Consider the following 25443-nt stretch of genomic DNA (forward strand, 5'->3'; position numbering starts at 1 on the left):
CGGTCCATGGACACCATTGCCACTGCCCACCTGGCGGCCACCGGCCCGTCCGTGCTGGCCACCGTCGCCTTCGTCGTGGTCGGCGTCGCTCTTGTGGGCGGCCTGATCTGGGCCTTCCGGCTCGGCTTCCGGGTCCGCAGGAGCGAACCCGCACCGCCCCGGCCCCACGAACAGCCGCATCTGCCGGCCTCCGGCCCGGTCCGCGAGACCCGTCAGGTCCGCGAACCCAACGAGATGCCGCGCTCGGCGGACGGCGAGCGCCTCACCCCGCACGAGCTGCGTCCCACCGGCGGCCGCGACAGCGACGACCAGAGCCGCCCGCGCTGGGACGCCGGCTCCAGCGGCTCGTTCGGCAGCGGCGGACCCGGTACCCGCTGACCCTGACCCTGACCCCCTGACGTGGTTCCCGGCCGCCCGCCGTCGCGGCCGTACGCTGAGGGCGTGCGCCTGCTGCTGATGTCCGACACCCACCTCCCGAAGCGCGCCAAGGCCCTGCCCGCGCCGCTGCTCGACGAGGTCCCGCGCGCCGACGTGGTGATCCACGCCGGGGACTGGGTGGACACGGCCACCCTCGACCTCCTGGAGGGCCGCAGCCGCCGGCTCCTCGCCGTCCACGGCAACAACGACGGCGCGGACCTGCGGGCCCGGCTCCCGGAGGTGGCCTACGCCGACCTGGGCGGGCTGCGCTTCGGCGTCGTCCACGAGACCGGTCCCGCCCAGGGCCGCGAGGCCCGTTGCGCCGCCCGCTTCCCCGGCCTGGACGTGCTCGTCTTCGGGCACAGCCACATCCCCTGGGACACCACCGCCCCCGGCGGACTGCGGCTGCTCAACCCGGGGTCCCCGACCGACCGCCGCCGCCAGCCGCACTGCACCTACCTGACGGCGGCGGTGGACGACGGCCGCCTGACGGACGTCGTCCTGCACCGGCTGCCACCACGCTGAGACCCCGCCGGCCCCCAGCCACCGCCCGCCGACCCCGGCCACCGCCCGCCGGCCCGGTTATTGCTCGCCGGCGCGGCTGCCTCCCGCCGACCCGACCCGGCCCGGCCCACCGGGAACTTACTCATGGGTCACATGGTATTGACGGTGCCCGGCAAAGGCCGGACTGTAGTGGACATGTCGAATGTGCGGGCGCGTCTGCTGGCTGTTCTCCTCGTCCTCTGCGGAGTGCTCACGGTGACGGGACCCCCTTCCGCCACCGCCGGAACCGCCCTCGCCACCGCGGTCCCCGACGCCCTCGCGTTCGACGGCACCCCCCTGACCGTGTCGGGCGGACGCTTCGTCGACGCCACCGGCCGTGAGGTCGTGCTGCGCGGCTACGACGTCTCCGGCGAGGCCAAACTCGCCGAGAACGGCGGCCTGCCCTTCGCCTCGGTCGCCGACGCCCGGAAGTCGGCGACCGCCCTGCGCGCCCTCGGCGGCGGCAACTCCGTCCGCTTCCTGCTCTCCTGGGCCTACGCCGAACCCGTCCGCGGCCAGGTCGACACCGCCTACCTGGCGGCCGCCACGGCCCAGATGGGCGCCTTCCTCGACGCGGGCATCCGCGTCTACCCCGACTTCCACCAGGACCTCTACTCCCGGTACCTCTTCGACCCGGACAGCTGGTACTCCGGCGACGGCGCCCCCCAGTGGGCGGTGGACCTCGGCGACTACCCCGACGAATCCTGCGGCATCTGCTTGTTCTGGGGCCAGAACATCACCCAGAACGGCGCGGTGAAGGCCGCCCAGTACGACTTCTGGCACAACGCCCACGGCCTCCAGGACTCCTTCCTCGCCATGGCCGAGCAGACCATGACGTACGTCCGGCAGCACCTGACCGCCGAACAGTTCGCGGGCGTCCTCGGCTTCGACCCCTACAACGAGCCGTACGCCGGCACCTACGACTCGGGCCAGACCAGCCGCACCTGGGAGCGCGACCTGCTGTGGCCGTTCTACGTGAGGTTCCGGGCCCGGATGGACGCGGCGGGCTGGCAGGACAAGCCCGCCCTCGTCGAACCGAACCTCTTCTGGAACGCCAACATCGACTCCCAGCGGCAGGAGGGCGGCCTCCTCGACGCGGGCACCCTCGGCTCCCGCTACGTCCTCAACACCCACTTCTACGACCAGAAGGCCATCTCCGCGATCCTGATGTGGGGCAAGGCGGCCGACGGCCAGTACGTCACCGACTTCGGCACCGTCCGCGACCGGGCGGCGGCGGCCGGGACGACGGCCGTGGTCAGCGAGTTCGGCCACCCCCTCACGGGCACGGTCGCGGACAAGGCGCCGACCGTCCTCAAGGCCATGTACCAGTCCCTCGACTCCCGGGTGAAGGGCGCGGACTGGTGGACGACACCGGCCGCCTCCGGGCCCGTCCTGTCCGGCCAGCAGTGGCAGTGGGACATCTACCACGGCCGTCACCACGAGCTGATGAACGGCAACCCCGACAAGGTGCTCACCGCCGCCGACGCCTGGAACGACGAGGACCTCTCCGCCGTACGCCTGGACGACAGCGGCCAGGTGACGCTGCGTCAGGACGCCCGGCTGCTCGACCGCCTCTACCCGAGCGCCACGGCCGGCACCACCCTCGCCTTCACCTACGAGGACCGCTCCCGCGACGGCTCCACCACCCTCACCTGGAACCCGGTCCCCGCCTCGCTGCCGAACGTGGCCCAGCTCGTCGGCTCCGGCCAGTACGGCCTGCTCGCGTGGCGTTCGAACGGCACCGCGGCCCCCACCGAGCTGCACCTGCCCGCGTCCTTCCCGACCGCGTCCACCACCGTCGTCTCCGACCTCGGCACCGTCCACGCCCCGCCCGCGTACACGGGCGCCACCGGGATCGCCGCGGCCCCCGAACCGGGCGGCACGGGCAGCCGCCGCCTGCTGCTCACCGCACCCGACTCGGGCACCGTGCACTACGCCCTGGTGACCAACGGGGCGACCGCGCCGTCCGCGTCCCTGCTGGCCGCCGCCCGCACGGAACTGTCGGCGTGGGCGGCGCAGAAGCTGGGGTAGCGGGCCCGGCCGGACCGGACCTCGGACCACCTCCGCCGGACCGCCCTGGCCGCCCTGATCGCCCTGATCACCCTGATCGCCCCGAGATGTTCCTCCCTGTCCGTCCTACTCGTCCCAGGCCTGGATCATCGTCTGCTCGACGATCTTGCCGTCGCGCAGCGAGACCATCGACTCGGCCAGGACGCGCACCCCGTCCGAGTACCGGCACGACTCGCTGAAGGCGGCGCGATCGCCCTGCACGACGCAGTCCTCCAGCCGGTGCGTCATGTCACGGCTGTAGACGTCGTCGAGCATCTCGGCGATCTCGTCCCGTCCGCGCAGAACCTTGGGACGGCTCGGCTGGGTCTGGTGGTCGACGATCCGCAGCTGCGCGTCGTCGGCGTAGAGCGACAGCAGCGTCGCCGCCGTGTCTCCCTCTATGCCCCGGCGCAGCGTCTCGGTGTCGAAGGCGGAGCCTGCCGCAGTGCCCATGGTGACCTCCTCGCGGGACCGCGGCCCCGGGGAGACGGGCCGCCGGGCCCTCACCTTCGAGGCTCCTCCGCCTCACCGGGCTCGGCAAGCGCGGCGCACCGGGTGCGCCTGTCGGGTGAGCGGGCCCGCGCACCCGTGTCCGCCGGGCGCCCGCCGCGTTGCTGAGGGCATGATCTCCACTCGACGCATCGTCGCCGCCGCCGCTCTCGCCGCCGCGATCACCGGCCTCGCCGCACCGCTGGCGAACGCGGCCGAAGCCCCGGACACCGGCCGGCTGAACCCGATGACCCTGCTGGACTCGCTCGCCGCGAGCGACGTCCCCGCCGAGCACCGGGCGGAACTCCCGCCGCTCTCCCGGCAGCTCGGCGAGCTGAACAAGGTGCAGGAGCTCGACAAACTGAACGAGCTGCACCAGGTCACCGACCTCGCCGCCCCGGTCACCCAGCTGGCGCCCGCCGTCGCGGCCTGAGCCGCCGACGTACGGGCCCGCGACGTACAGGCCCGCGACGCCCGGGCCTGCGATGCCCGGGCCTGCGACGCCCGGCCTACGATGCCCGGGCCTGCGACGCCCGGCCTACGATGCCCGGGCCTGCGACGTACAGGCCCGCGATGCCCGGGCCTGCGATGCCCGGGCCTGCGATGCCCGGGCCTGCGATGCCCGGGCCTGCGACGCCCGGGCCCGCGATGCCCGGGCCTGCGATGCCCGGGCCTGCGACGCCCGGGCCCGCGACGCCCGGCCTGCGATGCCCGGGCCCGCGATGCCCGGGCCGGCGGAGTCCGATCCGCCGACGCCCGGGACGTCGTCTCCTCCCGTGGGGCCGCCCGGATCGCCGGGCGGCCCCCGCGCGTTCAGCCGCCGGACGCGTCCGGCAGGTCGTGGTCCGCGAGGAACTGCGTCGCCGCCAGCTCCGCGTAGAGCGGGTCGGCCGTCACGAGCTCGCGGTGCGAGCCCACCGCGCGGACCCGGCCCGCCTCCATGACGACGATCCGGTCGGCGGACGTCACCGTCGACAGCCGGTGGGCGACGACCAGGACGGTGGTCGTGCGGGCCACGTCGGCGACCGTGTCCCGCAGGGCCGCCTCGTTGACCGCGTCGAGCTGGGAGGTCGCCTCGTCGAGCAGCAGCAGGCGCGGACCGCGCAGCAGGGCGCGGGCGATGGCCACCCGCTGGCGCTCCCCGCCGGACAGCTTGGTCCCGCGGTGCCCGACCGGCGTGTCCAGGCCCTTCGGCAGCCGGGCGACCAGGTCGTCGAGCCGGGTCGTCTTCAGCACCCGCCGCACGGTGTCGTCGCCGGCCTGCGGATTCCCCAGCAGCAGGTTGTCGCGCAGGGTCCCCGACAGTACGGGCGCGTCCTGCTCGACGTAACCGATGGCCGACCGCAGGCGGGGCAGCTCCCAGTCGGTGAGGGGGCGGCCGTCCAGGGTGATCGTGCCGGACTCGGGCTCGTAGAACCGCTCGATGAGCGAGAACACCGTCGTCTTGCCGGCGCCGGACGGGCCGACGAACGCGGTCATGCCCCGGGACGGCACCTCGAAGGTCACCCCGTGGTGGACGTACGGCAGGTCCTCGGCGTACCGGAAGCGCACGTCGGTGAAGGCGACGCGGGCCGGTGCGGCGGCCGGCGCGGGCAGCGCGGCGGGCGGGGCCGGCGGTTCGGCGGGCAGCCGCAGCGCCTCCTGGATGCGGGCGAGGGCCGCGGAGCCCGTCTGGTACTGGGTGATCGCGCCGACGACCTGCTGGATCGGCGCCATCAGGTAGAAGACGTACAGCAGGAACGCCACCAGGGTCCCGACGTCGATCGCGCCCGTCGCGACCCGCGCCCCGCCGACCCCCAGCACCGTGATGAAGGCGGTCTGCATGGCCAGTCCGGCGGTGTTGCCCGCGGCCGCCGACCACTTGGCGGCCCGCACGCTCTGCCGCCACGACTCCTCGGCCGCCGCGTGCAGCGCCCGCTCCTCGCGTTCCTCGGCGCCCGACGCCTTCACCGTGCGCAGCGCCCCGAGCACCCGCTCCAGCGACGCGCCCATCACGCCGACCGCGTCCTGCGCCTGCCGGCTCGCCCGGTTGACACGCGGCACGATCACCCCGAGGACGGTGCCCGCGCCGAGGATCACCGCCAGCGTCACCCCGAGCAGCACCGGGTCCACCACGCCCATCAGCACCACCGTCGCCACCAGCGTCAGACCGCCGGTGCCGAGGCCGACCAGCGAGCTGGTGGTGACCTCGCGCAGCAGGGTGGTGTCCGAGGTGACCCGCGCCATCAGATCACCGGGCTCACTGCGGTCCACCGCCGTGATCCGCAGCCGCAGCAGGTACGACGACAGCGCGCGCCGCGCCCCGAGCACCACCGACTCGGCCGTGCGCCGCAGCACGTAGGAACCCAGCGCGCCGACCGCCGCGTTGGCGACCACCAGCCCCGACAGCGCGAGCAACGCGCCCGTGATCGCCCGGCCCCGGGACAGGTCGTCGATCAACCCCCGCGCCACCAGCGGCAGCAGCAGCCCGGTCGCCCCGGTGACCAGGGACAGCAGCGCCCCCGCCAGCAGGGCCCGGCGGTGCGGCCGTACGTAGCCGAGCAGCAGACGCCACGGGGGAAGGACGGCGGCGTTCTCTGCGGTGCTCACGAGGCTCCTCACGGGTGGGTCCGGCCGGCGCCGCTCAGGCTACGCGGACCGCCCCCGCGCGGAGCCTCCGGACGGCTTCTCCATGCGGTGACCTGCCTTGTTGTGCGTGTCGTCACCGATGGATCGCGCGTAGGGTCGGACACGGACAGAGGGTCGCCGAGGAAAGGGCAGCACCATGGCGCAGGAAGTGCGTGGCGTGATCGCACCGGGCAAGGACGAGCCGGTGCGGGTGGAGACGATCGTGGTGCCGGACCCGGGACCCGGCGAGGCCGTGGTGAAGATCCAGGCCTGCGGGGTGTGCCACACGGACCTGCACTACAAGCAGGGCGGGATCAACGACGAGTTCCCCTTCCTGCTGGGACACGAGGCCGCCGGAGTGGTGGAGTCGGTCGGCGACGGCGTCACCGACGTCGCCCCGGGCGACTTCGTGATCCTGAACTGGCGGGCGGTGTGCGGGCAGTGCCGGGCCTGTCTGCGCGGCCGTCCGTGGTACTGCTTCGACACGCACAACGCGCGGCAGAAGATGACCCTCACGGACGGCACCGAGCTCTCCCCGGCACTGGGGATCGGGGCGTTCGCGGAGAAGACGCTGGTGGCGTCCGGGCAGTGCACCAAGGTCGACCCGGCGGTGTCGGCCGAGGTGGCCGGTCTGCTGGGCTGCGGGGTGATGGCGGGCATCGGCGCGGCGATCAACACCGGCAACGTCGGCCGGGGCGACACCGTCGCCGTGATCGGCTGCGGCGGGGTGGGCGACGCGGCCGTCGCCGGGTCGCGGCTGGCGGGCGCGGCGAGGATCATCGCCGTGGACATCGACGACCGCAAGCTGGAGACGGCGCGCGCGATGGGCGCCACGCACACCGTCAACTCGCGCCGGACCGACCCGGTGGCGGCGATCCAGGAGCTGACCGGCGGGTTCGGCGCGGACGTCGTGATCGAGGCCGTCGGCCGCCCGGAGACGTACCGGCAGGCGTTCTACGCCCGCGACCTGGCCGGGACGGTCGTCCTGGTCGGCGTGCCGACGCCGGAGATGAAGCTGGAGCTGCCCCTGCTGGACGTGTTCGGCCGGGGCGGGGCGCTGAAGTCGTCCTGGTACGGCGACTGCCTGCCCTCGCGCGACTTCCCCATGCTGATCGACCTGCACCTCCAGGGCCGCCTGGACCTGGGGGCGTTCGTGACCGAGACCATCGCGCTCGACGAGGTGGAGAAGGCGTTCGAGCGGATGCACCAGGGGGACGTCCTGCGCTCGGTGGTGGTGCTGTGATGACCGCGCGCATCGAACGCCTCGTCACCTCCGGCACGTTCAGCCTCGACGGCGGCACCTGGGACGTCGACAACAACGTCTGGATCGTCGGCGACGACCACGAGGTGATCGTCATCGACGCCGCGCACGACGCCGAGGCCATCGCCGCCGCCGTCGGCGACCGACGGCTCACCGCGATCGTGTGCACCCACGCCCACGACGACCACATCGGGGCCGCGCCCGCCCTCGCCGACCTGACCGGCGCCACCATCTGGCTGCACCCCGACGACCTGCCGCTGTGGAAGCAGACCCACCCCGACCGCGATCCCGACGGCCACCTCCGCGACGGCCAGGTCATCGAGGCGGCCGGCGCCGACCTCACCGTCCTGCACACCCCCGGCCACGCGCCCGGCGCGGTCTGCCTGTACGACCCCGGACTCGGCGTGCTCTTCACCGGCGACACCCTGTTCCAGGGCGGCCCCGGGGCCACCGGCCGGTCCTGGTCCCACTTCCCGACGATCATCGCCTCCGTCCGTGACCGGCTGCTGACCCTGCCGCCCGAGACGAAGGTCCTCACCGGCCACGGCGACTCCACCACCATCGGCGCCGAGGCACCCCACCTGGAGGAGTGGATCGCCCGGGGCCACTGAACACCCGCCCGGCCGGGGCGTCCACCGACGTCCCGGCCCGCCTGGCCGGCGACTCCACCCGGGTGACCCTCGCCGGAAAGGCGACACAGGACGTCCGGTTTCCCGGCGATCCTCGGTGACGGCATCGACGCGAGGACGCACAGGAGGTCGCACATGTCCGGTCCGCTTCAGGGCAGGGTCGCGCTGGTCGCCGGGGCGACCCGGGGCGCGGGACGCGGCATCGCCGTGGAACTGGGGGCGGCCGGCGCCACCGTCTACGTCACCGGGCGCACCGCGCGCGACCGGCGCTCCGAGTACGACCGCCCCGAGACGATCGAGGACACGGCCGACCTCGTCACCGGGGCCGGCGGCCACGGCATCGCCGTCCCCACCGACCACCTCGAACCGGCGCGGGTCCGCGCGCTCGTCGACCGGATCGCCGCCGAGCGGGGCCGCCTCGACGTCCTCGTCAACGACATCTGGGGCGGCGAGAACCTCTTCGAGTGGGACACCCCGCTCTGGGAGCACGACCTCGACAACGGGCTCCGCCTGCTCCGCCTGGCGGTCGAGACGCACGCGATCACCAGTCACCACGCCCTGCCGCTGCTGCTGAGCCGCCCCGGCGGGCTGGTCGTCGAGGTCACCGACGGCACCGCCGACTACAACCGCGACACCTACCGCGTGAACTTCTTCTACGACCTCGCCAAGGCGTCCGTCCTGCGCATGGCGTTCGCCCTGTCCCGGGAACTCGGCCCGCGCGGCGCCACCGCGCTCGCGCTCACCCCGGGCTGGCTGCGCTCGGAGATCATGCTGGAGCATTTCGGGGTGCGCGAGGAGAACTGGCGGGACGCCCTCGACCGCTTCCCCCACTTCGCCATCTCGGAGACCCCGCGCTACGTCGGCCGCGCCGTCGCCGCCCTGGCCGCCGACCCCGAGGTGTCCCGCTTCAACGGCCACTCCCTCTCCAGCGGCGGCCTCGCCCCGGTGTACGGCTTCACCGACGTGGACGGCAGCCGCCCCGACGCCTGGCGCTACCTCGTCGAGGTGCAGGACGCGGGGAAGCCGGCGGACACGACGGGGTACCGGTGAGCCGGCCGCGCCCGCCGGCCGTGGCCGCTCAGCCGTCCGCCCCGGGCGGCAGCGGCCATCGCGCCGAGTGCCCCGGCGGCAGCTCCAGATCGTCGCGTACGGCGGCGTAGTAGCCCTCGCGGCCGGCGCGCTGCCGCTCCAGCAGCGCCTGCCAGGCCCGCGGGTCGTGCGTGCCCTCCCGCAGGAACCGCTCCATCTCCATCACGGTGGTCACCCACACCCGCGCCTTCTCCACCACCTCCCGGCTGCCCAGCATGATCAGCGCCTCGCCGGACGGGTCCCGGGCCTCGGTGGCCTCCGCCAGCAGCGGCTCGGCCTCCGCCGGGGACATCGGGTGCGGATGCGGGTCGTTGCCGAGATGCGCGGCGACCCGGTACGTCAGGGTGACCGACTTCTTCAACGTGCGGGCGTAGTCGGCGTACACGGCGAGCCGCCGCTCCTCCCACCGGGCCGACGCCTCGCGCCGGAACCGCTCGCGGTCGCTGCGCACGAGTGCCAGGTACGAACCCAGGGCGCCGATCACGACGCCTATCAGGGCGGGGAGCTGCTGAAGGAACGCGGACATGCGCGCACGCTACCGGCCCCGGTCCGACAGCCGGGAAGAGTCGGCGGACGGGAAGATCCGGCGGACGGGAAGTTCACCGTTTCGTCACAGCTCGGGCCGGACCACAACCGCCGCCCCCTCCCACGGGTCTAGGAAGGCGAGATCGCCGTTCCGGGCCAGGGAGAGGGCAGTCATGGGGGACATACGCAGACGAGCAGCGGCAGCGCTCGGGGTCACGGGGCTGGTCGCTCCGCTGACGCTCGCGCTGGGCACGGCGCCGGCGCAGGCCGCGAGCTGTACCACGCAGGCAGGGCCGTACCAGAAGAAGGTGGAGAAGTTCCTCGGCCGGCCGGTCGACGGCAAGCAGTCCTCCGCCGACTGCAAGGCCATCCAGGCCTTCCAGAAGAAGCACGGCATCACGCCGGCCATCGGCTACGCGGGGCCCGTCACCTGGGGTGTGATGGACCTCATGAACAAGCAGAAGGCGGTGGGGAACAAACCCAACGCGGCCGGCAAGTGCCCGACCAACAAGGGCCGCATCGCCTGCGTCAACCTCACGCTCCAGCTCAGCTGGATCCAGGACGGCAGCAAGCTCGTCTACGGGCCCGTGCCCGTCCGCACCGGCCGCGACGGCTACGAGACCCGCACCGGCCTGAAGAAGATCTACTGGCGGAACATCGACCACGTGTCGACCATCTACAACGTGCCCATGCCCTACAGCCAGTTCTTCGACGGGGGGCAGGCCTTCCACTCGGTCGGCGTCAGCATGTGGAACCCGCCGGGCTCGCACGGCTGCGTCAACATGACCAAGACGGCGGCGAAGAAGTACTGGTCGCTGCTGAAGAACGGCGACGACGTCTTCGTCTACGGGCGCAAGCCGGGCACCTGACGGAGCGGCTGTGAGCACTGACATATGACAGGCGGACGTGACCAGTCACACGTCCGCCTTGTCCGTTTGATCCCCGTATTACTCACGTGGCCTTCACCCCCGACGCCGTAAGATTCACACCATGTCCACCACTGTTGAACCCCTCTCCGAGCGATCGGCCGAAGAGGTCAACGAGGAGATCCGGGCCCTGTGGCTCCGGTCGGGCGGGACACTGAGCGTCGAGCAGCGCGAGGAGTACCAGCGGCTCGTCCTGGAGTGGGCCGCCGCGGCCCCGCAGTCCGTCCGGGCGGCCTGACGGCCGTACGCCGCGGCACTCCGGCAGCGGAGCGCCGTCCCGGGGCACCCCCCGGCACCTGGGTGCTCTCCTCGCACTGACCTCGGTCGTCCTCCACGGCCTCGTCGACTTCCCCGGCGGCGGCGTTCTGTCCCGCCGCCTCCCCTTCGCCGCCTCCACCGTCACCGCCCCCGCCGTCGGCCCCGCCCCCGGCGCGCGGGCGGCTCAGCCCCAGGTCGCCGAGTAGTGGCGCTGGTACGCCCTGCGGTCCTGCTCGGCGCGGATGTACCGCGTCGCCACGAGCGCGACCAGGCTGCCCGCGATCACCAGCAGTCCGGGGCCGATGTTGCGCGGGTCGGTCAGCCGGGAGACGAGGGACGAGCCGTCGAAGGCGCCCGTCACCGGTGTCGTCGACCCCGGTGAGGCCCCACCGGCGGCCGCCGCGGCCTGGGTCGGCGAGGACGACGGCTCGGCGGCGCCCTCGGACGGCGCGGGGGAGGCGCCGTCCCGCGCGCCGTCGGACGGCGCCGCCACGATCAGCTGCACACCGAGCCGGTCGAGCGCCGCCGCCACCGGCTGGAAGAACGTCGTACCGCCCGTCGTGCAGTCGCCGCTGCCGCCCGAGGTGATGCCGAGCGCGATGCCCTCGGAGAACAACGGACCGCCGCTGTCGCCGGACTCCGCGCACACGGTCGTCTCGATCAGCCCGGAGACCGTGCCCTCCGGATAGTTGACCGTCGCGTCGAGGCCGGTGACCTCGCCGTCGCGCAGCCCGGTCGTGCTGCCGCTGCGGAACACCCGCTGCCCGACGGCCGCGTCGCCCACGCCCGTGATCCGCACCCCGTTGCCGTTGCCGATGGCCACCACGTCGGCCCCGTCGCCCGCGTCCCCGTCCGCGTACTGCACCAGGGAGAAGTCGTTGCCGGGGAAGACGGAGTCGACCGTGCGGCCCACCTGACGGTCGCCCTGGCCGTCCGCGAACCAGAGGGACCCGGCGGGTCCGCAGTGCCCGGCCGTCAGGATGAAGTCGCGCGATCCGTCGGTCACGTTGAAACCCGCCGAACAGCGCCCGCCCGTCGACAGGATGGGCTCGGCGCCGTTGACCCGGGTGGTGAAGGTGCCGGAGGTGCGCTCCATGCGGACGAAACCGCCGATGCCCGACGCGACCCGTGTCAGCGCCGACCAGTCGGCGGCCGACACGGTGCTGTCGGCCCGCACCACGACCTGGTTGGACCGGTAGTCCATCACCCACGCGGTCCCCGCCACCCGGGGCGCCGAACGCAGCGTCGCGGCCGCCGACCTCAGCTCGTTCATGCTGTGGCCGACGACCTTCGCCTCGGCGCCCGCCGCGCGGACCGTCGTCGCCGTCGTCTCGTCGGTGACGGCGACGACCGGACGCCCGTCGGCGCCGATCCAGGTGCCGGCCGTGCGGGCGGTGCCGAGCCGCTCCACCAGGTCCGCCCCGTCGCCCGCGGCGGACCGTGCCGCATCGCCCGGCACCGCCGACGCGGCGGGCGGCTCATCCGCCATGGCGGCCTGCGTGACCATGGCCCCTCCCAGGAGGAGGCCGCCGACGGCCGCCAGCCGTGTCACCCGCCGGACGATCCGTCGTCGTACGTGCCTCATGCAGGGCTCCCGAAAGCCGAACGCGCGGTGCCGGCACCGCGGGGCCCTCCGGTCGTCGAGCGCCCCCGACTCCATACGTGCCGGAGCCGCGCCGCGTTCAGCCCGGGAGCGAGCGGGTCACGGTGTGCGGGCCACCCCGCCGAACCTGGCGACCTCCTCCGGCAGCGCACCGCCGGGCCCCTCCGGGCGCCGGCGCGAGCAGGACACCACGCCCGGCTCCAGCAGGTCCGGACCGTCGAGGAAGCGGGCCACCTCCTCGGGCGTGCGCCCGCCGGGTCGGCTTCGGCGTGCCGCTCGTTCCAGAACGCCACGGCCTCGTCCACGTCCGGCATGGCGGGGGAGGTGATGGTGTGGCGTCAGCACCAGGTGGCGCTCGCCGAAGTCCAGGGTCTTCGCCGCGTGTTCGAGGATCGCGTCGACGTCGCGCAGGTCCTCGTCGAGGCAGTGGGTGCGGCCCTCGGGCGTGCTGGTGAGCAGGGCGCGGGCGTGCGCCAGGACCAGCGGGTCGTTGTCGACGCAGACGATCCGGGAGCCGGGGGCGAGGCGCCGGGCCACCTCGTGCGTGTGGTCCGTGGTGGGCGGGCCGGTGCCGATGTCGAGGAAGCGGCGGATCCCGGCCTCGGACACCAGGTGGCGCACGGCGCGACCCAGGAAGAGCCGGTCGGCGCGGGCGTACGTACTCGCCGATGCCCGGGTGGAGCCGGCGGATCCGGTCGCCGGCCGCGCGCGTCGCCCGGACCGCCCGGGGACCCGTGCAGGGGCGCGGCAGCGCGGTGGGCGCCGGGTCGCCCGCACCGCCGTTCGGCTCGTCCGGCGCGATCTCGCGGGCGGTCCCGGCGGGGAAGCCGACGAGCCGCACGCGCGTGTCGGACCGTGCCCGTCGGGGGCGTTCCGTGCGCATGATCCCGCGTCACACCGGAGTCCCCCTATCGTGTGCCCATGACCAGGACCCCGCACGAGACGTCCGGTGAGCCGAATCCCCTGCGCGGCCTCTCCCTCGACCGTCTGCGCCGTCGTACGAGCGAGAAGTGGCGGGCCTATCCGGAGGACGTCCTGCCGCTGTGGGTCGCCGAGATGGACGTGCCGCTCGCCCGGCCCGTCGTCGAGGCGGTGACCGAGGCGGTCGCGCTCGGCGACACCGGCTACGCCACGGGCACCTCCTACGCGCGGGCGCTGTCGGAGTTCGCCGCCGAGCGGTGGGGGTGGGACGGGCTCGCGGTGGAGCGGACCGCGCTCGTGCCCGACGTGATGCTGGGCGTGGTGGAGATGCTGAAGCTGGTCACCGGGCCCGGCGACCCGGTCGTCGTCAACCCGCCCGTCTACCCGCCGTACTTCGCGTTCGTCACCCACCTGGACCGGCGGATCGCCGAGGCGCCGCTCGGTGTCGACGGGCGGCTCGACCTGGCCGTGCTGGAGGACGCCTACCGGCGGGCCGTCGCGGGTGGCGGGCGCGCCGCCCACCTGCTGTGCAGCCCGCACAACCCGACCGGGACCGTGCACACCGCCGAGGAACTCGCCGCCGTGGCCGCCCTCGCCGACCGGTACGGGGTGCGCGTGGTCGCCGACGAGATCCACGGTCCGCTGACGGCCGCGGGCGTGGACTTCGTGCCCTACCTCGCCGTGCCCGGCGCGGACAGCGGACTGTCGCTGATGTCGGCGTCGAAGGCGTGGAACCTGGCCGGCCTCAAGGCCGCCGTCGCCGTGGCGGGCCCCGCGGCCGCCGCCGACCTCGCCCGGATGCCCGGGGAGACGATCGACGGCGTGAGTCACGTCGGCGTCCTCGCCCACACCGCCGCCCTGCGCGACGGCACCGCCTGGCTGGACGCCCTGCTGGCCGGCCTCGACGCCAACCGCCGGCTGCTCGCCGGCCTGCTGGCCGAGCACCTGCCCGGCGTGGCCCACCGGCCGGGCGAGGGCACCTACCTGGCGTGGCTCGACTGCCGGGCCCTCGGCCTCGGCGACGACCCGGCCCGCGTCTTCCTGGAACGCGGCCGGGTCGCCCTCACACCGGGGCCGGACTTCGGCACGGGCGGCGCCGGCCACGCCCGGCTGAACCTCGCGACCTCGCCGGAGATCCTGACGGAGGGGGTGCGGCGGATGGCGGCCGCGCTGCGCTGAGGCCGGGGGAGCGCCCGGTACCGAGGTGAAGTGGCCGCGCGCTGCCTAGACTTCACGGCATGGACGCTACGGCTCTGGACACACTGGCGGCGGGCAAGTACCTGCTGCTCACCAGCCACCGGAAGAACGGAAGCCCCGTCGCCACCCCGGTGTGGGTGGTGCGCGACGGGGACACGCTCGGGGTCTGGACGGCCGCGGACTCCTGGAAGGTGAAGCGGATCAGGGCGCGCGGCGATGTCCTGGTGGGCCCCTGCGATGTGCGCGGCAGGCCGTCCGGCAGGCAGGTCGCGGCCACCGCCGAGGTCTGCGACCCGGAGACCACCGCCCGCTACCGCACCCTGATCGCCCGCAAGTACGGCCTCGTCGGCCGCCTCACCCTCCTGGGCAGCCGGTTGCGGCGCGGCCTGGACGGGACCGTCGGCATCCGCGTCACGCTGTGAACCGGGCCCCGGCAACCGGCCGGGAGAGCGTGGGCCCCGGTCCGGGCGGGGGTCAGTACCAGGCCCGGTACGGCTCGTCGACGAGCTGGAAGACCGGCTCGCCCCGGACCGGGTCCTTGGCCGTGGACAGCCGGACGCGGTCACCGCTGTGGATGCCGATGGGCGGGCCCATGACCCGGCCGCGCACGACGAAGCCCTCCGCCATCTCGATCAGGGACACGTTGCGCGCGGAGGGCGTGTTGCGGTGCAGCACCGTGGAGTGGCGGACCGTGCCGGTGCCCTCGCTGCGCTCGGTGCGCAGGTCGCTGCCCTGGCAGACCGGGCACAGGAGCCGGTGGTACATGGCGGTGCCGCACCAGGTGCAGCGCTGGAAGAGGATCGCCTCGCTGTCCGCGGCGCGCTGGTCGAGCACTCCCGCCGGGGAGCCCGCCGTCTGCTGAACGGTGCCGCCTGAGTGGTGGTACACGCTGGTCAACTCCCCTGCGCTCGGCCGGAATCCCGCGTGCGCGGCTCACCCGGGCACGCCCGTGCGCGGTTGAGCGTGCCACCGTGCACGACCTCAGCGTATGGCACTCAGTGCCACGCGTAAAGGCACTGCGTACCCCTAATCAGGGGTGGGCGTACCCCTAATCAGGGGTGGGGTCCGTCGTGCGCCAGGGCCGTCTCGATCTCCCGCACCACCCGCCACAGCGGTGCCCCGCGCCGCGCGACGACCACGACCACGTCCTCCGGCGCCGCCGGCGGTTCGGCGGCGGACGGCCGTCCGAACACCGACTCCACGTAGCCGAGGGCGTGGTCCACCGTGGCGGTCGCATCGTCCCGGCCGCCCGAACGCAGCCAGGCGCGCAGCGCGTTGTTGTGCGCCGCGACGACGGCGGCGGCGATCACCTCGGCCCGGAGGATCCCGTCGCGGCGCCCGGCGAAACGCCCGCGCAGGTAGTCCGCGAGGGCGCGCTGGTAGCGCTGGACGACGCCCAGTTCATGGGCGCGCAGGCCGGGCACCCGCTTGGTGAGGTGGTAGCGCTGTACGGAGAAGGCCGGGTTCTCGGCGTACATCCGCAGCACCAGTCGGGCGGCGTCGCACACCCGGCGCACCGGCTCGTGCTCCTCGCCGCTCGCGGCGAGGAAGGCGGTCATGTCGGCCAGGCACCGTTCGTGGTCGGGGAAGACCACGTCCTCCTTGGAGGGGAAGTACCGGAAGAAGGAGCGCCGTCCGACGCCGGCCAGCGCCACGATGTCGTCGACGGTCGTCCGCTCGTAGCCGCGCTCCAGGAACAGCCGGAAGGCCGCCGTGACCAGGGCGTCCCGCATGGGGGGTCTCCCGGCCCGCGGCGTGCTGCTGCTCATGCCCGGGAACGTAGCACGGGACGGCACTCGGTTCCCTCCGGCGGGAACCGAGTGCGCTCGGTCGGGAACCGAATGCGCCAACGCCGGACCGGGCGGGGTCCGCCGGGTCCGCCGGGTCCGGCGTCCCGTGGGCGTCAGAGCCGTTCGGCGGCCTCGACCACGTTGGTCAGCAGCATGGCCCGCGTCATCGGACCCACCCCGCCGATCGGCGGTGCGAAGGACCCGGCCACGTCGCCGACGTCCGGGTGCACGTCGCCGAGGACACCCTCGACCGTGCGGGTCAGGCCCACCGAGAGGACCGTCGCGCCCGGCTTGATCCAGTCCGGCCGGACCAGGTGCGCCACCCCCGCGGCGGCCACCACCACGTCCGCCTCCCGGGCGTGCGCGGCCGTGTCCTGCGTGGCCTCGTGGCACAGGGTGACCGTGGCGTGCTCGGTGCTGCGGGTCAGCATCAGCCCCAGCGGGCGGCCCACGGTGACACCGCAGCCGATGACGCAGAACTGCTGCCCGGTGATCGGCACGTGGTTGCGCCGCAGCAGGTCGATGATGCCGCGCGGGGTGCACGGCAGCGGACCCGGTATGCCCAGCACCAGCCGGCCCAGGTTCGTCGGGTGGAGCCCGTCGGCGTCCTTCAGCGGGTCGATCAGCTCCAGCACGGCGTGGGTGTCGATGTGGGCGGGCAGCGGAAGCTGCACGATGAACCCGGTGCACGCCGGGTCGTCGTTGAGCCGCAGCACCGCGGCCTCGACGTCCGCCTGGGAGGCGTCGGCGGGCAGCTCGACCCGGATCGAGGCGATGCCGACCTGCGCGCAGTCCCGGTGCTTGCCGCCCACGTACGAACGGCTGCCCGGGTCGTCGCCGACGAGGATCGTGCCGAGCCCGGGGGTGACGCCGCGTTCCTTCAACGCCTGGACCCGGAGGGCGAGTTCGCTCTTGATGTCGGCCGCTGCGGCCTTGCCGTCGAGGAGAGTTGCGGTGGTCACGGGAGTGCGGGAGCCCTTCAGGAGAAGAAAGCCGGTCCTCTCATCGTACGGCCCGCCCGTGACGCCCGGTCGCGCTCCTCCACCCGCCCGCGGCCCGGGACGGCACTCCGGGGCGCCGCGCGCGCCGCCCCCGCGCCCGCGTACGCTTCCCGCACCACCGGCCGTCCCGCGCGCCCACCTGTCCCTTCCCGCCCATCCCTTCCCGCCCGTTCCGTCCCGTCCGAGGAGCCCGCATGCCCGCCGTCCGCCCCCGCCTGCTCTACGTCACCGACCTGGCGTACCAGGCCCGCGGGCGCCGCTACTGCGACGAGGACATCCTCCTCACCTCCCGGCTGCGCGCCGACTTCGACCTCGCCCTGTGCCACCCCGGGGACGCGGCCGCGCTGATGGACGCCTTCGACGCCGTCGTCGTGCGCAACAGCGGTCCCGTGCTCGGCCACCGGGAGGCGTACGACGCCTTCCGCGAGCGCGCGTCGAGTGCCGGGACCCGTGTCTACAACCCGCTCACGGGCCGCGCCGACATGGCGGGCAAGCAGTACCTCGTCGACCTGAGCGCGGCCGGCTTCCCGGTCGTCCCCACCGTCGACCGCCCCGAGGACCTGCACCGGCTGCCCCCGGCCGACCGCTACGTCGTGAAGCCCAAGCTCGGCGCCGACTCCCTGGGCCTGCGCATCGTCACCGCCGACGCGCTGCCCGCCCTGGCGGACGGCGCCACCCTCGTCCAGCCCCACGTCGACTTCGCCTACGAGGTCTCCTTCTACTTCGTCGACGACGCCTTCCAGTACGCCCTGTACGCCCCGCACCCCGACCGCCGCTGGCGGCTGGAGCCGTACGAGGCCACCGCGCAGGACCTGGCGTTCGCCCGCCGCTTCATCGACTGGAACGGTCTTACGCACGGCGTCCAGCGCGTCGACGCCTGCCGCGCCCCCGGCGGCGAGCTGCTGCTGGTGGAGCTGGAGGACCTCAATCCGTACCTGTCCCTGGACGCCCTCGACGACGCCGCACGGGACGCCTTCGTCGCCGCCCTGACCCGTTCCCTGCACCGCTTCCTCGCCGGCTGAACCCCACCGCGCCCGCGCACGTATCCCTCCCCGGGGACACGGGACGGAGGGAGAGCAGCGTGCCGACACCGGCCGAACCCGGGCGACCGCCGGACCGCCCGGAACCCGGGGAGGGTGCGGAGAGCGCGGACCGCCCGGTCCTGGAGCCCATCCGGGTGCTCAGACCGCGCAACACCGACGCCCTCGCGGAGCTGTTCCGGGAGATGGCGGAGGACACCGGCCCCTACGAAGCCGTCCCCCTGCCGGACGGGCCCACCGACGCCGAGGCGCAGACCCGGGAACTGCCGCCGGTGGGGGAAGGCGGGCCGCCGGGGAGGCGCGGCGCCCGGCCGCACCGCGCGGCCGTCGCCTCGGTCGCCGTGCTCGCGGCGGCGCTGGCCGGCTTCGCCTGCGCCCTGCTGCTGCCCGACCGCGACGGCGGGGCGACCGCGCGGACCCTCCCGGCCACCGTCCCCGCACCCGCCACCGGTTCGGCCGGCGGCCAGGCCGCCACGAGCGACCCCGACGGCCCCGGCACCCTGCGCGAGGGCGACACCGGCCCCGAGGTCACCGACCTCCAGCAGCGTCTGCGCCGTATCCCGAACGTCTACGACGACGGCCCCACCGACGGCCGCTACGGCACCGTCCTCACCGAGGCCGTGGCTCGCTTCCAGCTCTGGTACGGCGTCCGCGGCGACGAGACCGGCGTCTACGGCGACGACACCCGCCGCGACCTGGAGTCCCGCACCGGATGACGCGACCGTTCCCCTTCGGCGGAGACTCATCGGAAACGCCCTACGGGGCGGAGGCCGGCCCCTCCCCGTCGTCCGGGACGCGGATGTCCAGTACGCACACGTCGTCCCGCTGCTCGGGTTCCAGCAGGGTGCCGAGCAGCCGGTCCAGCGGCGACGCCCCGGTCGGGGCGGGCGCGGTGGCGGCGCGGGCGAGCCGTTCCAGGCCGCGGTCGATGCTCTCCGAGGGCCGCTCCACCAGACCGTCGGTGTACAGCACCAGCCGGTCCCCGGGCCGGAGGACGACTTCCGCCTCCTCGTGGCGCGGGGTCTCGGTGGCGCCGAGCAGCACTCCCCGGGGGCGGGAGAGGTAGCGGGCCTCGCCGTCGCGCAGCAGCAGCGGCGGCGGGTGACCCGCCTGCGCCCAGACCAGCCGCCGTCGGGCCGGGGTGTAGCGGGCCAGGACCATGGTCGCGGTGCCGTGCGGGTCGCGGGAGTGCAGCAGCAGGGCGTTGAGCCGGGCGAGCGCCCCGGTCAGCGACGAACCCGTGATGATCATGCCTTTGGCGGTGAAGCGCAGGAGGGCCATCGTGGCGACGGCGTCCATGCCGTGCCCGGCGACGTCCCCTACGGCGAACAGCGCGTCGCCGTCGGGCAGTTCGATGGCGCTGAACCAGTCGCCGCCGACGTTGAGCCCCGACTGCGCGGGCAGGTAGGCGATGTCGACGTGCAGCCCCGTCAGCCGGGTGGGCCGCTTGGGCAGCGGCAGCAGCGCGTCCTGGAGCCGTGCCGCCACCGTGCGTTCGGCCTCGAGCACGCCGTGCTGGGTGAGGATGGCCCGTTCGCTGGCGAGCAGGGCGAGTTCGGTGGTGCGCCGGTCGGTGAGGTCCTGTACAAAACCGTGCACCTCGACCGGCGTGCCGTCGGCGTCGGTGACGGCTTCGGCCACCGCCCGCAGATGGCGGACGCCTTCCCCGGCGGTGATCCGGAACGGCGCGTCGCACGGCCGTCCCTCCCGCATCAGGTTGCCGAGGGCGCGGGCCAGCGCCGGCCTGTCCTCCGGCAGCGCCAGTCCCGGCAGCCGCGGCAGGGGCACGGCGCCCCGCTCGGGGTCGCGGTCGAAGATGGTGAAGACCTGCGAGGACCAGTTCACCTCGCCCGTGACCAGGTTCCAGTTCACCCATCCGAGGTTGCCCAGCCGCTGCACGTCCGCGAGCCGCTGCTCCTGCCGGTCCGAGGGGTCCTGCCGGATCCAGCTGACGACCAGCCGGTCCCCCAGCCGCGTGGCCCGCGCCGAGCAGGCGGGCGGCTCACCGCTCCCGGCCCCGGTCCCGGACTGCCGGTGGGCGACCGGCTCGCTCTCGTACGGCTGTCCCGAGGCCAGCGCGGTGAGGCAGCCCTGCCACAGCGGCTCGCCGGCCAGCTCCGGCCAGCACTCCAGGACGCGCAGCCCGACCAGTCGGCGGCCGCTGCGGCCGAAGGGATCGACGGTGCCGGGGCCGGCGGCGTCGATGCGGAAGTCCTCCACCCGGCCCTGGGCGGCGGGCAGCGGGGTGAGCAGGACGGCGGCGACGGGCAGCCGGTCGAACACCGTCTGCACGGCGTCGGTGTCCGCCGCGACGGGCGGGTCCTGCCGGGTGCCCAGCACGCGCAGCGGCCCGGCGCACAGCCCGGCGGCGGCCAGCAGCCGCCGGCGGACCTCGGGCGTGAGCGGGCCTCCGCGGCGGCGGAGTATGCCGAGGGCCAGGCCGGCCGGCTCCCCGGCCTGCACCGGCAGCCAGGCCCCGCTCGGCCACCGCTCGGGCGGATCGCCGGTGAGCGGACACCGCGTTCGCTCCTCCTCCGGGTCCTCCAGCCAGCGCGGCCGCCCGGCGTCCAGGGCGTCCAGGGCGGCGGTCCCGCCGGGCGGCGCCACCCTGCTCCACCGGTCGGCGAGGGTGGCGTCGATGCCGGCGTGCCCGAGGAGTTCCAGTCCGCCGGAGGGCGGCCGGGCGACGATCAGCACCGCGTCGGCGCCGGTGTCCGGGGCGAGGTGGTCCAGCAGGCAGCGGGCGAGGTCCTGGGGGCTGCCGACGTGGGCGAGGGCCTGCCCCAGCCCGGCGAGCCCGACGGCCGCGGCGTCCGTCGGTTCCCGCGGGGCGTCGGGGCTCACCCCGGTGACGGCGTCGGCCGGGTCCGGCCGCCCGGGGGCCGGACCCGCCGGCGCGCCCAGTCCGTCGAGGGTGAGCAGACACTCCTCCAGCAGGGTCCGCCGGGCGTCCTTCGCACGCCGTCGCAGCTCCTCCTGGGCTGCTTCCGCGGAGCACCCGGCCAGCGCCATCACGGCCCCTTTGGCACGCTCCACGACGGCCGTGGTGGCCGCCAGGTCCTGCAACCGGTCCATCTCGGCACGCTGGCGCGCCACGACCCTGGTGAGGGCGGCCATGTCGGGCGCGGCGCCTGACGGGGCCGGCCGGGCGGGTTCGCTCGTCACGGCACGAGCATGGCACACCGGTCAGCCTTCGACCGGGGTCTTGCGCCAACGCCGTCGCCAGGCGTGATGTCCGGCGCGGACGCCGAACGGAGGGCGCCGTTCAGCGTCCGGAGCCGGTGTCCGCCAGGGCCTCGGTGACCGCGCGGACGCTGCGGGCGATGTGCTGGAGCTGGAGTACCTCGGCGGCGTAGAGCTTGATCGTGTGTTCGATGACCGACTCGGGCACGCCGAGGCGCGGCAGGTCGGCGCGGGCGGTCTGGAGGGCGGTGCGGGCGATCCGCACCTCGTGCTGGACCTGGATCTGCGCGTGGCGGGCGAGCAGCACGGGGTGGCGCAGCAGCGCCGGGTAGCTCGCGTACCGCGCGGGCACCAGTTCGCGCAGCCACTTGGCCGCGGAGCGCTGCCAGTCGTAGCTGCCGGGGGTCTTGACCTGGCACGGCCAGTCCGGGCTGATGCGCGTCGTCGTCAGGGGCATGATGATCATCGCTTCCGGTGTGCGGCGTCGTGACGGGTGGTCCGACGTTGTGGGGCGGCCCCGGCCCAGGGGGTGACCGGGGCCGCTCCGGGGGGCCTCGCGTCGGCGAGGCCCGGACATCCTGGGTGCCGACGCGGGTAGGGCACGGCGGCTTCGGATGCCCGTACTCGGGCCCTCGACGGGCGGGTGCGGCCGTGAGCAGTATTTATATATGCCGTGTCCCGCGCAAGACGTATGAAAACATTCATGCGTGAAATGGCCGGAAACGTTCTTCTGTGCCTCTCCTGTGAGGGGGTATCGGAGGCGTCGCGCGGGCGACGGGCGACGGAGGCCGGTCGGGGACGCGGCGGCCGGGGGTCACTCCCGCAGGAAGAAACGGTGCTGCTCGGCGATCTGCTCGTACTCCTCCAGGCGGGCCTGGGTGCGCTCGGGGCCCGCGTCCGTCATCGCCTGGAGCAGCGCGGCCGCCATCACCCCGGGGGCGGCGTAGGAGTCGAACACCAGCCGGGAGCCGGTACCGGTGGCGAAGGTGACATCGGCCTCGTCGGCCACCGGGCCGAGCGCCAGATCCGTCACCAGCGCGACCTTCAGCCCCGCGCTGCGGGCGACCCGCACGGCGGTGAGCGTCTCGTGCGCGTGCCGGGGCATCGAGAACGCCAGCACCCAGGTCCCGCCGGCCTCCCGGGACTGCAACAGCGCGTCGTAGGCGACGCTGCCGCCCCGGGTCACCAGCCGCACGTCCGGGTGGATGCGCCGGGCGGCGTAGGCGAAGTACTCGGCGAGCGAGGCCGAGATGCGCAGGCCCAGGATCGTCAGCGGCGTCGACGCCGACAGCTGCCGGCCGAGGTCGATGACCCCGTCGGGGTCGGCGAAGTCGCGCCGCAGGTTCTCCAGGTTCTCGATCTCCGCGTCGACCGCCGCCTGGAGCTCGTTGCTCCGGTTCACCTCGGCCGCCGCCGGACCGCCGGCCCGGGTGCCGAGCGCGATCGCCTGGAGCCGTTCCCGCAGCGCCGGATACCCGCTGAACCCCACCGCGGCCGCGAACCGGGTCACCGAGGGCTGGCTGACGCCGACGCGCTCGGCCAGGTCGGTGATCGACAGGAACGCCGCCTCGGTGAGGTGCTCGATCAGGTACTGGGCGATGCGCCGCTGCCCCGGCGACAGGTGGGGCCCGTCGAACAGGGCCCGCAGCTGTGAGGTGGGGGACGCCTCCGCCTCCGGAGCGGTCTTGCCCGAGGTGATCGTGGTCGCCTGTGCGCGTGCCTGCTGAGGCGATGGCACCGGTCCTCCTCCTTTGTCTCCCACGAGGCTCAACATAGCTCAGGGCCGTGCCGTGCCGGGTGCCGTGCGGGGGAGGGGCGGGAGGGGCGGCGCGGGAGGGGAGAGCCGGCGGGGGAGCGGGAGGGGAAGGGGAGCGGGGAGAGAGGGGGGAAGGAGAGCAGAGGGGGCGCCGGGCGGGCCGGGCGCGGCCGGGAGCCGGTGGGCGGCTCCCGGCCGGCGGGGCACTACCGCTTCAGGAGCCGCACCGACAGGCCGTCCGCCGTGTACACGGGCACCGCCCGCAGCGTGTCGGAGTCCAGCTCGACGCGGTCGAAGCGGCCGCGCAGCGCCGGGGCGTCGAGGACGCGCACGGTGCTGCCCGCGGCCGGGGGCCGCTCGGTGTCGAGGCGGAGCGACAGCACGGCGCCCGCCCCCAGCACGACCCGCCGGGTCGCGGTCAGGACCGCCTGGCGCCGGCCCGCGCGCAGCGTCGCCTCCAGCGTGCCGGCCTCCTGCGCGAACAGCCCGCGCACCTCGGCCGGTTCGTCGATCCGCAGCGTCCCGCCGAGCACCCGCACGTCACCGTGGCCCAGGGCGTGGGCGGCGGCGGAGACCAGCACGCCGTCCTCCACCACGGTGCCGCCCGTGTACCGGTTGCGGCCGGACAGGGTGAGTGTGCCGGTGCCCCGCTTCGTCAGACCGCCCCGGCCGCCGATGTCGTTGCGCCAGGCGTCGGCCGCGTGGAAGCCGCCCGCGGACGCGTCCAGCGTGACCGTGACGTCCGAGGCGAACGAACCGTAGCCGTCGGCCGCCGTGAACAGGTCGAGCCGCCCCCACTGCTCGAAGCCGTCGAGCAGGACGTAGCCCGAGGGCAGCGCGGTCGTGCGCAGCACCTCGCGGCGCTGGGCGGCGTCCAGGTACGGCAGCCGCGTCTCCAGCAGCACCTCCGCGCCCTTGGGCACGGTCAGCGGCTCGTCACGGCCCTCCCGGGTGAGGACGTAGGTCAGACGCGGCTCGACGGCGCGGGCGTTGGCGCCCCGGTCGGCGTACGCGTCGTCCGCGTCGGAGTGGGCGTACGCGAACAGCGTGTCGGGCGTGCTGCCCGTCCGTCCGGTGAAGTAGGCCAGGGCCTGCGCCCGCGCCGCCTGCTTGAGCTCGGCGTTGGCCGGGTCGGCGAGCGTGGCGGCGGCGAGGGCGGTGGCCATGACGCGGCCGCCGAGGACGTCGACGGTGGAGTGCATGCCCGACACGATCCGGGTGTGGCTCAGCTCGAACGCGCGCGTCACCAGCTCCTGGAACCGCTCCGGCACGGCGTACGCGAACGCCAGGGCGGCCAGGTGGAAGGCGTTGGTGTGACCGCTGGGGAAGCCGCCGTCGTCGACGGGGGAGGTGCTGCGCTGGCGCAGCAGCTGGGGGACGACGACCACCTTCGAGTCGTAGACCGGGTAGCCGAGCGCGTCCGTGCGGCCGGTGTCGACGACCTCGCTGTCCTCGTTCATCCGCCACGGCCGCGGATACTGGAAGGCGTACTTGCCGGGGTTGCCGGAGGCGTACGGCCCGCGCACGGTGTCGACCAGCCGGGCGACCTGCCCGAGGTCCGAGGTGTACGAGCCCGCGCCGATCGCGGAACCGGCCGGGGCGTCGGCGGGCACGGCGTCGCTGATCGTGGTCGCGGGCGTGGTGTCCGGGGCGCTGGTGATCGAGGTGACCGCCTGGGCGCCCGCCTTGTAGAGCTCGGCGAGCGGGCCCAGGGCGGCGATCATCGCGTAGCTCTGGTGCTGGCGGTCGTGGACGAACGCCTCCTTCGCCTGCGCCTCGGTCCGCGCGGCGGTGACGCGGGCGCAGTAGCGCATGTTGGCGCGCAGCACCTCGGGCCGCAGCGCGGTGCCGGTGTTCCAGGCGGCGCCCGTCTTCCAGACCTCGGCCATGCCGCCGAGGATCCGCACGACGGCGTTGGTCTCGGGCGTGAGGTTCGTCAGGACGTTCGTCCGGTAGTCGTCGACGAACGCGAGGGGTGCCGTGGCGGCCTTCGCGTCGGCGGCGCCGAGCCAGGAGACGAGCGTCGGGGCGGCGACCAGCGCGGCGGAACCTCCCAGGGAGGCCCTCAGGAAGCCCCTCCTGTTCACGGCCGAGTGCGTGCGGTGCCCGGCGGGGGACGGCATGGATGTGCCTCTCTTCGGTTCTGCGGCCGGGGGGCC

The 25443-nt window shown here is 74.5% G+C and carries 24 protein-coding genes and 1 pseudogene; 13 read left to right on the plus strand and 12 right to left on the minus strand.

Going from position 1 to position 25443, the window contains the following annotated elements:
- Positions 1-6: 6 nt before the first annotated feature.
- From ACFYWQ_RS20085 to ACFYWQ_RS20095, 3 genes are all read left to right on the plus strand, one after another.
- On the plus strand, positions 7-378 hold the full coding sequence (locus ACFYWQ_RS20085; protein ID WP_389518159.1) for a DUF6479 family protein: 372 nt from the start codon (positions 7-9) through the stop codon (positions 376-378).
- 63 nt (positions 379-441) lie between these two features.
- Positions 442-942: a metallophosphoesterase family protein gene (locus tag ACFYWQ_RS20090; protein ID WP_389518160.1), complete on the plus strand. Its 501-nt coding sequence runs from the start codon at positions 442-444 to the stop codon at positions 940-942.
- A gap of 174 nt (positions 943-1116) precedes the next feature.
- The gene (locus ACFYWQ_RS20095) at positions 1117-2991 is read left to right on the plus strand and encodes an endoglycosylceramidase (protein WP_389518161.1); all 1875 of its coding nucleotides are present in this window, start codon (positions 1117-1119) and stop codon (positions 2989-2991) included.
- A 105-nt stretch (positions 2992-3096) separates the two neighbouring features.
- Here ACFYWQ_RS20095 and ACFYWQ_RS20100 read toward each other — a convergent pair whose 3' ends face one another.
- Positions 3097-3462: a nuclear transport factor 2 family protein gene (locus ACFYWQ_RS20100; protein ID WP_389518162.1), complete on the minus strand. Its 366-nt coding sequence runs from the start codon at positions 3460-3462 to the stop codon at positions 3097-3099.
- A 169-nt stretch (positions 3463-3631) separates the two neighbouring features.
- Between ACFYWQ_RS20100 and ACFYWQ_RS20105 the strand changes: the two genes are divergently transcribed.
- Positions 3632-3931: a hypothetical protein gene (locus tag ACFYWQ_RS20105; RefSeq protein WP_389518163.1), complete on the plus strand. Its 300-nt coding sequence runs from the start codon at positions 3632-3634 to the stop codon at positions 3929-3931.
- A gap of 380 nt (positions 3932-4311) precedes the next feature.
- Here the strand turns inward: ACFYWQ_RS20105 and ACFYWQ_RS20110 are convergent, their stop codons facing one another.
- Positions 4312-6087: an ABC transporter ATP-binding protein gene (locus ACFYWQ_RS20110; RefSeq protein WP_389518164.1), complete on the minus strand. Its 1776-nt coding sequence runs from the start codon at positions 6085-6087 to the stop codon at positions 4312-4314.
- Positions 6088-6262: 175 nt separating this feature from the next.
- On the opposite strand from ACFYWQ_RS20110, the gene ACFYWQ_RS20115 reads away from it, so the two are divergent.
- The 3 genes from ACFYWQ_RS20115 to ACFYWQ_RS20125 all read left to right on the plus strand — a co-directional run bounded on the left by ACFYWQ_RS20115 (position 6263) and on the right by ACFYWQ_RS20125 (position 9045).
- Positions 6263-7348, plus strand: a complete 1086-nt coding sequence (locus ACFYWQ_RS20115) for an S-(hydroxymethyl)mycothiol dehydrogenase (protein ID WP_389518165.1) — start codon at positions 6263-6265, stop codon at positions 7346-7348.
- Positions 7348-7977, plus strand: a complete 630-nt coding sequence (locus tag ACFYWQ_RS20120; protein WP_389518166.1) for an MBL fold metallo-hydrolase — start codon at positions 7348-7350, stop codon at positions 7975-7977. The genes ACFYWQ_RS20115 and ACFYWQ_RS20120 overlap by 1 nt, the downstream gene beginning before the upstream one ends.
- A 153-nt stretch (positions 7978-8130) precedes the next feature.
- Positions 8131-9045, plus strand: a complete 915-nt coding sequence (locus ACFYWQ_RS20125; RefSeq protein WP_389518167.1) for an SDR family oxidoreductase — start codon at positions 8131-8133, stop codon at positions 9043-9045.
- A gap of 28 nt (positions 9046-9073) precedes the next feature.
- Here ACFYWQ_RS20125 and ACFYWQ_RS20130 read toward each other — a convergent pair whose 3' ends face one another.
- A complete protein-coding gene (locus ACFYWQ_RS20130; protein ID WP_389518168.1) occupies positions 9074-9610 on the minus strand; it encodes a hypothetical protein in 537 nt (178 codons plus the stop codon).
- Positions 9611-9782: 172 nt separating this feature from the next.
- Here ACFYWQ_RS20130 and ACFYWQ_RS20135 point away from each other — a divergent pair, with 172 nt between their 5' ends.
- Both ACFYWQ_RS20135 and ACFYWQ_RS20140 read left to right on the plus strand, forming a co-directional pair.
- On the plus strand, positions 9783-10478 hold the full coding sequence (locus ACFYWQ_RS20135) for a L,D-transpeptidase family protein (protein WP_389518169.1): 696 nt from the start codon (positions 9783-9785) through the stop codon (positions 10476-10478).
- 121 nt (positions 10479-10599) lie between these two features.
- Positions 10600-10773: a hypothetical protein gene (locus tag ACFYWQ_RS20140; RefSeq protein ID WP_389518170.1), complete on the plus strand. Its 174-nt coding sequence runs from the start codon at positions 10600-10602 to the stop codon at positions 10771-10773.
- 204 nt (positions 10774-10977) lie between these two features.
- On the opposite strand, the gene ACFYWQ_RS20145 is transcribed toward ACFYWQ_RS20140, so the two are convergent.
- Both ACFYWQ_RS20145 and ACFYWQ_RS20150 read right to left on the minus strand, forming a co-directional pair.
- Positions 10978-12378 (minus strand): S1 family peptidase, encoded by a 1401-nt coding sequence (locus ACFYWQ_RS20145; protein WP_389518171.1) that lies wholly within the window; start codon positions 12376-12378, stop codon positions 10978-10980.
- Between the two features lie 117 nt (positions 12379-12495).
- Positions 12496-13105, minus strand: a pseudogene (locus ACFYWQ_RS20150) (SAM-dependent methyltransferase); the annotation flags it as partial.
- 212 nt (positions 13106-13317) lie between these two features.
- Between ACFYWQ_RS20150 and ACFYWQ_RS20155 the strand changes: the two are divergent.
- Positions 13318-14496, plus strand: coding sequence for a MalY/PatB family protein (locus ACFYWQ_RS20155; RefSeq protein WP_389518172.1), 1179 nt, complete (start codon positions 13318-13320; stop codon positions 14494-14496).
- 59 nt (positions 14497-14555) lie between these two features.
- Complete coding sequence (locus ACFYWQ_RS20160) at positions 14556-14936, plus strand: PPOX class F420-dependent oxidoreductase (RefSeq protein ID WP_389518173.1); 381 nt, start codon at positions 14556-14558, stop codon at positions 14934-14936.
- Positions 14937-14988: 52 nt separating this feature from the next.
- On the opposite strand, the gene ACFYWQ_RS20165 is transcribed toward ACFYWQ_RS20160, so the two are convergent.
- The 3 genes from ACFYWQ_RS20165 to ACFYWQ_RS20175 form a co-directional block, all read right to left on the minus strand.
- Entirely contained in the window at positions 14989-15402 is a 414-nt protein-coding gene (locus ACFYWQ_RS20165; protein ID WP_389518174.1) for a Zn-ribbon domain-containing OB-fold protein, read from the minus strand.
- Positions 15403-15566: 164 nt separating this feature from the next.
- Positions 15567-16247 carry a TetR family transcriptional regulator gene (locus ACFYWQ_RS20170; RefSeq protein ID WP_389518336.1) on the minus strand — a complete coding sequence of 227 codons (681 nt, stop codon included), beginning with the start codon at positions 16245-16247 and terminating at the stop codon, positions 15567-15569.
- A 170-nt stretch (positions 16248-16417) separates the two neighbouring features.
- Positions 16418-17266, minus strand: coding sequence for a bifunctional methylenetetrahydrofolate dehydrogenase/methenyltetrahydrofolate cyclohydrolase (locus tag ACFYWQ_RS20175; RefSeq protein ID WP_389518175.1), 849 nt, complete (start codon positions 17264-17266; stop codon positions 16418-16420).
- 233 nt (positions 17267-17499) lie between these two features.
- Here ACFYWQ_RS20175 and ACFYWQ_RS20180 point away from each other — a divergent pair, with 233 nt between their 5' ends.
- On the plus strand, positions 17500-18327 hold the full coding sequence (locus ACFYWQ_RS20180) for a hypothetical protein (protein WP_389518176.1): 828 nt from the start codon (positions 17500-17502) through the stop codon (positions 18325-18327).
- 59 nt (positions 18328-18386) lie between these two features.
- Positions 18387-19061 carry a peptidoglycan-binding protein gene (locus ACFYWQ_RS20185; protein ID WP_389518177.1) on the plus strand — a complete coding sequence of 225 codons (675 nt, stop codon included), beginning with the start codon at positions 18387-18389 and terminating at the stop codon, positions 19059-19061.
- A 40-nt stretch (positions 19062-19101) separates the two neighbouring features.
- Here the strand turns inward: ACFYWQ_RS20185 and ACFYWQ_RS20190 are convergent, their stop codons facing one another.
- The 4 genes from ACFYWQ_RS20190 to ACFYWQ_RS20205 all read right to left on the minus strand — a co-directional run bounded on the left by ACFYWQ_RS20190 (position 19102) and on the right by ACFYWQ_RS20205 (position 25407).
- Positions 19102-21462 carry a SpoIIE family protein phosphatase gene (locus ACFYWQ_RS20190; protein ID WP_389518337.1) on the minus strand — a complete coding sequence of 787 codons (2361 nt, stop codon included), beginning with the start codon at positions 21460-21462 and terminating at the stop codon, positions 19102-19104.
- 148 nt (positions 21463-21610) lie between these two features.
- Positions 21611-21985, minus strand: a complete 375-nt coding sequence (locus ACFYWQ_RS20195; protein WP_389518338.1) for a hypothetical protein — start codon at positions 21983-21985, stop codon at positions 21611-21613.
- Between the two features lie 357 nt (positions 21986-22342).
- Entirely contained in the window at positions 22343-23266 is a 924-nt protein-coding gene (locus tag ACFYWQ_RS20200) for a MurR/RpiR family transcriptional regulator (protein WP_389518178.1), read from the minus strand.
- A gap of 224 nt (positions 23267-23490) precedes the next feature.
- Positions 23491-25407 carry a phosphatase PAP2 family protein gene (locus ACFYWQ_RS20205; RefSeq protein ID WP_389518179.1) on the minus strand — a complete coding sequence of 639 codons (1917 nt, stop codon included), beginning with the start codon at positions 25405-25407 and terminating at the stop codon, positions 23491-23493.
- Positions 25408-25443 lie beyond the last annotated feature (36 nt).

The organism is Streptomyces sp. NPDC003247 (assembly GCF_042888135.1).
Lineage (GTDB): Bacteria > Actinomycetota > Actinomycetes > Streptomycetales > Streptomycetaceae > Streptomyces.